The organism is Streptomyces prasinopilosus (assembly GCF_001419695.1).
In the GTDB taxonomy this organism is placed as follows: Bacteria; Actinomycetota; Actinomycetes; order Streptomycetales; family Streptomycetaceae; genus Streptomyces; species Streptomyces prasinopilosus.
On sequence record NZ_LIRG01000119.1, the window covers coordinates 1 to 8257 of the forward strand.

Below are 8257 nucleotides of genomic sequence, written 5' to 3' on the forward strand. Positions count from 1 at the left end.
CTCTGGTTCTCCCGCCGCCGTGCCCTGCGGAAGATCCGCGGCACCAGCGGCCGACGGCGCACCCTGGGCCTGCACGGCGGCATCGGCGCCTGGGCCGCGGTCGGCTTCCTCTTCCTCTCCGCCACCGGACTGACCTGGTCCACGTACACCGGCGCCACCATCGCCGACCTGCGCGCCTCGCTCGGCCAGGAGACGCCCGCGGTGTCGGCCGCGGCGGGCGGCGAACACGCGGAGCACGGCACGGCCGGCGGCACCGGGGGCGACGCGGCGCACGGGGTCGGTCTCGACCGGGTCCTCGCGGCGGCACGGGACGAGCGCCTCGACAACCCGGTGGAGATCGTCCCGCCCGCCGACGAGAGCTCCGCGTACGTCGTGAAGCAGGTCCAGCGCAGCTGGCCCGAGAAGCAGGACGCCGTCGCCGTCGACCCGGCCACCGGCCAGGTCACCGACGTCGTGCGGTGGGCCGACTACCCGGTGCTCGCCAAACTCAGCCGCTGGGGCATCGACCTGCACACCGGCAGCCTCTTCGGCCTGCCCAACCAGATCGCGCTGATGCTGCTCGCGACCTCCCTGATCCTGCTGATCCTGTGGGGCTACCGGATGTGGTGGCAGCGCGGCCGGGGCTCGTCCTTCGGCCGGCCGATCCCCCGCGGCGCCTGGCAGCAGGTCCCGCCGCACCTCCTCGTCCCGCTGCTGGCGGCGATCGCCGTGCTCGGCTACTTCGTCCCGCTCCTCGGCATTCCGCTGGCCGCCTTCCTCGCCGTCGACATCGTCCTCGGGGAGATCGCTCACCGGCGGAGCCGGAAGAACGGAGGGGGCGGGGGAGCCACAGGAGCCGGGAAGGACGGGGGAGTCGGAGGACCCGCGGGCGACGAACCGGCCGGGGCGGCGCGGACGCCGTAGCCGAAGCGCTCTCCCGGACGAACCCCGGACGCGCGCCGGTGCCCGGCCTCCCCCTGGGAGGGCCGGGCACCGGTCCGGCACCCCGCACGGAGCCGGACGGCCCCGGCCCGCCGCCTACGCGGGGTCGGGCCCGCGGTCGCCGCCGCCGTCGTCGAAGTCGCCCGCCAGCGCGGCGGCGATCCGCAGGTGGGGCTTCGCCTCCTCGCTCCGCCCCTGCCGTTCCAGGGTGCGGCCGAGCATCAGCCGGGCGTAGTGCTCCACCGGGTCGCGCTCCACGATGACGCGCAACTCGGCCTCGGCGCGGCGCAGCTGGGCCGAGTGGTAGTAGGAGCGCGCCAGCAGCAGCCGCGGCCCGGTCTGCTCCGGCACCTCCTCGACCAGCCCGCTCAGGACGCGCGCCGCGGCGGCGTAGTCCTTGGCGTCGAAGAACAGCCCGGCACGCTCCCAGCGCTCGGCGGGGGTTCCGTGGTCGTAGTAGTACGTGGTGTCCACTGGTGGCCTCCTTCGACACCGACAACGGACGGGGTTGCTTGAACATTCCACTACTGGTCCGGGGAGGCCGCCACTGCGGCCAGTTCCCGGTCGGCCCGCTCGGTGACGAGCGCCAGCACCCGTCCGGCGGCCGCCAGTTCGTCGGACGGAATTCCCGCGTAGATCCTGGCCGCGATGACCTCGGTCTCGGCGGACACCGTCTCGTGCAGTGCCCTCCCGGCATCCGTGATCCGTACCGGGGAAGGCCCGTCCGGGGCCAGCAGACCCGCGGTGATCAGCCCGCCGACCACACCGTCCGCCTCCGGACGGCCGGTCTTCAGGGCGCCGGCGACGTCCCCGGCCAGGCGGACGCGGTCGACCGGCCCCCCGGCCACGGCGACGAGTCGGAGGGCCACCGACTGCTGGAAGGAGAGGCCGTGGCGGGAGAGCACACCCTCCAGCACGGCGCGGCTCGCGTAGTGGGCGAGGCCGATGACGCGGCCGTCGACAGGGGGCGCGGTGGTGGTCATGACTGCTCCGTCTCATGGGTGTCGGCGTGCTCGCCCGCGGCATCCGCCGGCACGGCGAGGGGTGTGCCGAGGAGGGTCGTCAGATCGCGGGTGAACGCACGGGTACGCGGACCGTCGAGGCCGTCGAGGGGCTCCAGCAACTGCTCCAGGAGCGCGTGGACGACGTCGATCGCCCGGCGGGCGACCTCGGTACCCCGTTCCGTGAGCGCCAGTTGCATGGCGCGCGGGTCGCGCGGGTTCCGGGTGCGTTCGAGGAGGCCGGCGGCTTCCAGCGCGCGGGCGAGCTTCGACACGTAGAGCGCTTCGAGTCCCGTGTGGTCGGCGAGCCGACGCTGGCTGGGCCGCTCCCCGGCGCGTCCCATCCCGTACAGGGACGCCACCAGCGAGTACTGCGCGTGGGTCAGACCCAGCGGGGCCACCGCGCGGTCGACCGCGACGCACCACTTCATGGACAGACGCCAGACCAGGAACCCCGGCGTCGCGCCCTCGGGCGCCGGATGCATCGAGCTCATGAACCGATACCGTACATGGCAACCATAGCCATGGCTATGGAATACACCGTCCCTCGTGCCGCCGCGGCGCTTCCGGTCGCCTCCCCCCGCCTCCCGGGGGGCGCGGCGCCTGAGGGACGCATTGACCCACGGGGCTAAGTTGTGCGGTATGAGCAATCTTGAGCGGGAGGCCGTTCCGTCCCTGTGCGGCGGGCGCGGCTTCGTGGTGGCAGAGCCGGTACGTGAACTCCTCAGTCCCCGGAAGGTCAAGCTCGGAGAGTCCAGCGAGGTCCGGAGGCTGCTGCCGAACCTAGGGCGGCGCATGGTCGGCGCCTGGTGCTTCGTCGACCACTACGGTCCCGACGACATCGCCGACGAGCCCGGCATGCAGGTGGCACCGCACCCGCACATGGGTCTGCAGACGGTGAGCTGGCTGCACCAGGGCGAGGTCCTGCACCGTGACTCCACGGGCAGCCTCCAGACGATCCGCCCGCGCGAACTGGGCCTGATGACGTCGGGCCGGGCGATCAGCCACTCCGAGGAGAGCCCCCGCCCGCACGCCCGCTTCCTGCACGGCGCCCAGCTCTGGGTCGCCCTCCCGGACGGCCACCGCCACACCGACCCCCACTTCGAGCACCACGCCGACCTGCCGGTCGTCACGGCGCGGGGCGTCGACGCCACGCTCATCCTCGGCAGCCTCGACGGCGCCACCTCGCCCGGCACGGCCTACACCCCGATCGTCGGCGCCGACCTCTCCCTGGCCCACGGCGCGGACGTCCGCCTGCCCCTGGAACGCGACTTCGAGTACGCGGTCCTCGCGATGTCCGGCGAGGTCCACGTGGACGGCGTCCCGGTGCTCCCGGGCTCGATGCTCTACCTCGGCTGCGGCCGCGACGACCTCCCGCTGCGCGCCGAGTCCGACGCGTCCGTGATGCTCCTGGGCGGCGAGCCGTTCGAGGAGGAGCTGATCATGTTCTGGAACTGGATCGGCCGCACCCAGGAGGAGATCGAACAGGCCCGCCGGGACTGGATGGAAGGCACCCGCTTCGGCGAGGTGAAGGGCTACGACGGGGATCCACTGCCTGCCCCCGAGCTGCCGGCGGTCCCGCTGAAACCCCGGGGAAGAGTGCGCTGACCTGCTGGGACGTCCGAGTCCCGGTGACTGACGGGTGGGAGGCGGCCGGGCGCCGCCTCCGCTTCCGGGTCGCTCGCGGGAGACGGCGGTCCCACCGCGCCCAGCCCCGCACGCGGCCGCGACCCGGCGGAGAACTCCTGCTCGTCCTGCAGCGCGGGAGAGCAGGAGACCCGCGTGGCCTTCCGGTGAGACGGATCAGCGGGCGGGATCGTCCTCCTGGCGGACCACGACGACGGGGCAGGCCGCGTGCTGGGCGCAGCGCTGGCTGACCGACCCCAGCATCGCCCGGGCGAAGCCACCCCGCCCCCGGCGGCCCACGACGAGGAGTCCGGCACCCTCCGAAGCGCGGATCAGCACTTCCGACGGATCGCCCTCGACGAGGTGCTCCGTCAGGCCGGCGGGAGGACCGCCGGGGAAGACCGTGTGCAACTCCCGCGCGAAACGTTCCCTGGCCTGCTCCAGGTCGAAATCGGGATCGATCGCCGGTCCGCTCCAGCCCCTGGAGGACGGGGTGTCCCAGACGCAGACCGCCTCCACGGCACCGCCGACGCCCCGCGCGTAGCGGTCCGCCCACCGCAGTGCGGCGTACGACGAAGGGGATCCGTCCACGCCCACGACCACCCGTGGGACCTCGGAGGATTGCATGGTCACCTCACTCGGCAGTCGGTACTCCGCACACTTCCACGCTGCCGGGACCCGCGCCGCCGCGCCAGCGGAGGCGGTCAGGCGGGTACGGAGACGGGCGGCCGGCCCGGAGAGCCGCCCGGGCAGGCCCTGGCCCCGGCCGGCCGGGGCGCACGGGTGCGCGAGGCGCCCTCGGGCGACGCGGGCGGGCCGGTCCATCCGCCGAAGCCGGTGCCGAGGTGCTGCCCGGGTGCACGAAGCACGCCGGCCGCACCCGGACGTGCAACCGGTACTCGGGTACAGGATCCCCGGTCGGAGAGGCCACCGGCCGCATCGCGGCCGGTGGCGTCAACGGCGGCCGACCGGCAGCCAGCGGTCCAGATAGGTCCGCAGGCCGTCCACGTCGGCGCCCCGGGCGACATAGCCCAGGTAGCCGTCGGGGCGGACGAGTCCCTGCGCGGCGCCCGGCCACGGGCTCCGCCCGCCGAGCCGGTGGACGGAGACCAGGCCTTCCCGCCCTTCCAGGGCGGGGGAGAGCCGTTCGTCCGGCCAGAGGGGCGGTGGCCCGGACAGCAGCAGGTGCCAGCCCGGTGCCGCCGTGCGCGCCTGCAGTCCGTGGGGCAGGTCGGGCAGCCGGTCCCCGGCTCTCGGTCCGCCCCTGGGCGGCCGTGAGCCGGCCGTGGAGGCGGGGCTGCGCCGGTAGTGGATGTCCAGTTCGGAGACGGTCCGGAAGAGCCGCCCGCGGATCCCGGCCGCCCGTAGCGCCAGCGGTGCCAGACGCGGGGCGACGTGGGTGCGGCCGATGCGGAGGACGGGGTTGCCGCTGGTGGCGAGGGTGAAGGCGCGGTCGGTGAAGCGCAGCACGCTGCGGCCGACGGGCGCCCGCTCGGCCTCGTACGTCGACAGCAGTTCCTCGGGCGCCAGGCCCCGGCGGACGAGGGCGAGCTTCCAGCCGAGGTTGAGCGCGTCCTGGATGCCGGTGTTCATGCCCTGCCCGCCGGCCGGGCTGTGGATGTGGGCCGCATCCCCCGCCAGGAAGCAGCGGCCGGAGCGGTAGCTGGCGGCGCCACGGTTGTGGAGGCGGAAGTCGGTCATCCAGACGGGATCCCGCAGCGTCAGCCGCTCGCCGGTGCAGCGGTCGGTGACCTCCTGCAACAACGGCAGGGCCACCTCGGCCTCCGGGGCATCGGGCGGGCGCATCGCGAGCATGCGCCAGCCGGCCGGCGAGCCGAGCGGGAAGAAGAACACCATCCCCGTCCCGCCCATGTACGAATGCACGGAGTCCGGCTCCAGCCCGTCGGCCTCCAGGTCGGCGAGCAGGAACGTCTGCGGGTAGGCGTATCCCTCGAATCCGATGCCGCTCTGGTTGCGCACGGTGCTGTGGGCGCCGTCGCAGCCCACGACGTAGCGCGCCTCCACGGCCTCCCGTGAGCCGTCGTCGTGGCGCAGCCGGCAGCCGACGAACGAGTCCGTCGCCTCCAGCCGGACCAGTTCGGTGCCGCGCTCGATCGTCACGTCCCGCGCGGCCAGGTACTCGGAGAGGACGCGCTCCGTCTCGGCCTGCGAGAGGAACAGCAGGAACGGGTACGCCGTGTCGGTCACCCCGATGTCGAACAAGCGCAGCGCCACCACGCGGCGGGGCAGGTGGAGCCGCAGCCGCACCGCCGGGTTCCCCCGGGCCACCAGCTCGTCCGTCACCCCGAAGCCCGCCAGTGCCTCCAGGGTGCGGGGCTGGACGGCAAGCGCACGCGACTCCCGCACCCGGTCGAGGGAACGATCGACGATCCTGAACCGCGCTCCGTACGAGCGCAGTTGCGCGGCGAGGGCAAGACCGGTCGGTCCCGCTCCCACCACCAGCACGTCCAGCGGCGCTGTCATGAATCCACGGTAGTGGAGACGGGACGCGCACGGGATCTCCGGACGCGTACCACGTCGAGCCTGCGCCCCGCCCCGGCGAGGAGGGGGCCGATCGGCCGTTGACGCCGCGGTCGGCGTGAGCGGCCGAGCAGGGACAGGACGTGCGCGGCGTCGCGTCCGACGCCGTGCGGTGACCGACGGCCTCCGGCGGACAACGGTGATCCCGCTGCGGTGGGGTGGCCGGTGCCGCCTCGGACCGCGCGGCCGGACCGGCGCCGTCGCGCTCCACGGTCCGGGTGAAGGCTTCGACGGCCTCGTGGCCGAAGGCGTTCACCCGCCGGGGTCCGCCATGTCCTGGAACCGGATCGGCCGCACCCGGGAGGAGATCGAGCAGGCCCGCCGGGACCGGACGGAGGGCACCCGCTTCGGCGAGGTGAAGGACTACGAGGGCGCCCCGCCGCCGGCCCCCGAGCTGCCGCCGAAACCGCGCGGCAGGGTTCGCCGGCCCGCGGAACCAACTGATCGTCGACGTCGACCGGGGACGTGCCGCCGGGTGTCGTCTCCCGCCCGGCGCCGCTCGCGGGAGGGCGGCCGGGCGGGCCGCAGGCTCGGTTCCCGGCGCCGGGCGATTCCGGGGTCCGGCTGTCCGCGGGCAGGGGCGACAGGACTCCCGCCGCCCCTTCGCCCGCCCTGCTGACACGTCATCGGGCAAGGAGCCGGTGGGGGGCGAGACACGACGAGGAGCCCCGCCCCACGCGGGCGGGGCCCGGACCCGGGTGCGTCGCTCGCCGGGGAACGCGACCGGATCACCCTGGCCTCAGGAGGGCGTGGAGTCCTGAGCGCGGGTCACATCCTCCCGGCCCATTCGCCCCGATATGTCCTGAGCCCTCGAACCTCCGGCGTGTGCCGTCGACGGCCGTCGCGGTGCCGTACCGCGGGTACTCCGGCTTTCCGCGGGTACCTGCGTGCAACGGCGCGCCGACCACGGCTCGCCGGAAGCGTGCGCACCTCGATGCAGTGGGAGAGGAAATGAGGCTTCGTGAGCCGGCTCGGGCCATGGCGTCCCGGTGTTCCGCCGAGGTGCTGAGCGGCCGGTACCGTTTGGACGGTCTCCTCGGCTCGGGCGGCGCCGCGGATGTCCACCGGGGTTTCGACCTGAGACTGAGGCGACCGGTGGCGGTCAAGGTCTTCCGGCCCGACACCGGTCTCGGCATCGAGGGCGACTCCCACCACGAAGCGGTGATCCTGGCCCGGTTGCACCATCCCGGACTCGTCACCGCCTACGACGCCGGACAGCACGACGGACGCGTCTTCCTGGTCATGCAGCTGATCGAAGGAAGCACCCTGAGGAACCACATCGCCGAGGGCCCGCTGTCCCCCAGGGCGACTGCCACGCTCGGCGTCGACCTGGCCCACGCGCTGACCCACGCGCACGAGGCGGGAATCGTCCACCGGGACGTCAAACCGTCCAACATCCTCCTGGACGCCTCCCACCGCCCCTACCTGAGCGACTTCGGCATCTCCCGACTGCTGGACGCCACCACCCGCACCGCCACCGGAACGCTCCTCGGCACCGCCGCCTACCTCTCTCCCGAGCAGGTCCTCGGCCGGCCCGTCGGCCGGCCCGCCGATGTGTACGCCCTCGGTCTGGTGCTCCTCGAATGCCTCACGGGCAGGCTCGAGTACGACGGCGGCCCCCTCGAAGCCGCCATCGCACGACTGCACCGCCGGCCCGTCCTGCCCCCCTGGCTGCCGGAACAACTGGCCGCCCTGCTGCGGGACATGACAGCCCTGGAGGAGCAGGACCGCCCGACGGCCCGTGACTGCGCCCGCACACTGGCGGTGTTGGCCGAGACGGCACGTCCCGAAGCCGGTCCGCCGGCGCACGCCACGAGCCTCGTCGCCGGCCCCGGCCCCTCGCGGGCGGCCGACCGCACGCACGGGAATCCGCTGCCCGGCAAGGGACGGGTGCCCGACAAGCACCAAGCCGCTCCCCCCACCGCGCCCACGCGCGGGCGCGCCCTCGTGGCCGGCGTGACCGTCGCGCTCGCCGCCGTCATGGCGACCGCCTTCGCCGTCACCGACGACTCCGTCCCGCCGGGAGACGATCGGAGCGCGACCAGGCCCACCCACGCCCCCACCGGGGACACCCCCACCGGGGACACCCCCGCCGGGAAGCAGGATCCTCCCGGCAGCGCGGGACGCAAGGGCGACGACCGGAGCGCGACCGGGCCCACCCGTGCCCC

Annotated in this window: 8 protein-coding genes and 1 pseudogene; 4 read left to right on the forward strand and 5 right to left on the reverse strand. The window is 74.2% G+C overall.

Annotation, left to right across the window (positions count from 1 at the left end):
- Window positions 1–903: PepSY-associated TM helix domain-containing protein (locus AOK18_RS06305; RefSeq protein WP_167738654.1), on the forward strand; the 903-nt coding region annotated here is incomplete at its 5' end.
- Between the two features lie 114 nt (window positions 904–1017).
- Here the strand turns inward: AOK18_RS06305 and AOK18_RS06310 are convergent.
- The 3 genes from AOK18_RS06310 to AOK18_RS06320 are packed head-to-tail and all read right to left on the reverse strand — an operon-like array spanning window position 1018 to window position 2407.
- Window positions 1018–1395 carry a tetratricopeptide repeat protein gene (locus AOK18_RS06310; RefSeq protein ID WP_055573792.1) on the reverse strand — a complete coding sequence of 126 codons (378 nt, stop codon included), beginning with the start codon at window positions 1393–1395 and terminating at the stop codon, window positions 1018–1020.
- 50 nt (window positions 1396–1445) lie between these two features.
- A complete protein-coding gene (locus tag AOK18_RS06315) occupies window positions 1446–1904 on the reverse strand; it encodes a MarR family winged helix-turn-helix transcriptional regulator (protein ID WP_055693656.1) in 459 nt (152 codons plus the stop codon).
- Complete coding sequence (locus AOK18_RS06320) at window positions 1901–2407, reverse strand: MarR family winged helix-turn-helix transcriptional regulator (protein WP_055693657.1); 507 nt, start codon at window positions 2405–2407, stop codon at window positions 1901–1903. Before AOK18_RS06320 ends, AOK18_RS06315 begins: the two co-directional genes overlap by 4 nt.
- 157 nt (window positions 2408–2564) lie before the next feature.
- On the opposite strand from AOK18_RS06320, the gene AOK18_RS06325 reads away from it, so the two are divergent.
- Window positions 2565–3530 carry a pirin family protein gene (locus AOK18_RS06325; protein ID WP_055693658.1) on the forward strand — a complete coding sequence of 322 codons (966 nt, stop codon included), beginning with the start codon at window positions 2565–2567 and terminating at the stop codon, window positions 3528–3530.
- 195 nt (window positions 3531–3725) lie between these two features.
- Here the strand turns inward: AOK18_RS06325 and AOK18_RS06330 are convergent, their stop codons facing one another.
- Both AOK18_RS06330 and AOK18_RS06335 read right to left on the reverse strand, forming a co-directional pair.
- Window positions 3726–4175 carry a universal stress protein gene (locus tag AOK18_RS06330; protein ID WP_055693659.1) on the reverse strand — a complete coding sequence of 150 codons (450 nt, stop codon included), beginning with the start codon at window positions 4173–4175 and terminating at the stop codon, window positions 3726–3728.
- Window positions 4176–4502: 327 nt separating this feature from the next.
- Complete coding sequence (locus AOK18_RS06335; RefSeq protein WP_055693660.1) at window positions 4503–6032, reverse strand: FAD-dependent monooxygenase; 1530 nt, start codon at window positions 6030–6032, stop codon at window positions 4503–4505.
- A 328-nt stretch (window positions 6033–6360) separates the two neighbouring features.
- On the opposite strand from AOK18_RS06335, the pseudogene AOK18_RS30395 reads away from it, so the two are divergent.
- Both AOK18_RS30395 and AOK18_RS06340 read left to right on the forward strand, forming a co-directional pair.
- Window positions 6361–6513: pseudogene (locus AOK18_RS30395) on the forward strand (pirin family protein); the annotation flags it as partial.
- Window positions 6514–7067: 554 nt separating this feature from the next.
- A partial coding sequence (locus tag AOK18_RS06340; RefSeq protein WP_055693661.1) for a serine/threonine-protein kinase occupies window positions 7068–8257 on the forward strand: 1190 nt, incomplete at its 3' end.

Bases quoted from the DNA above. Each gene is read 5' to 3' on its own strand.
- AOK18_RS06315 (WP_055693656.1), bottom strand. From the start codon at position 1,904: ATGACCACCACCGCGCCCCCTGTCGACGGCCGCGTCATCGGCCTCGCC.
- AOK18_RS06320 (WP_055693657.1), bottom strand. From the start codon at position 2,407: ATGCATCCGGCGCCCGAGGGCGCGACGCCGGGGTTCCTGGTCTGGCGT.
- AOK18_RS06325 (WP_055693658.1), top strand. From the start codon at position 2,565: ATGAGCAATCTTGAGCGGGAGGCCGTTCCGTCCCTGTGCGGCGGGCGC.
- AOK18_RS06330 (WP_055693659.1), bottom strand. From the start codon at position 4,175: ATGCAATCCTCCGAGGTCCCACGGGTGGTCGTGGGCGTGGACGGATCC.
- AOK18_RS06335 (WP_055693660.1), bottom strand. From the start codon at position 6,032: ATGACAGCGCCGCTGGACGTGCTGGTGGTGGGAGCGGGACCGACCGGT.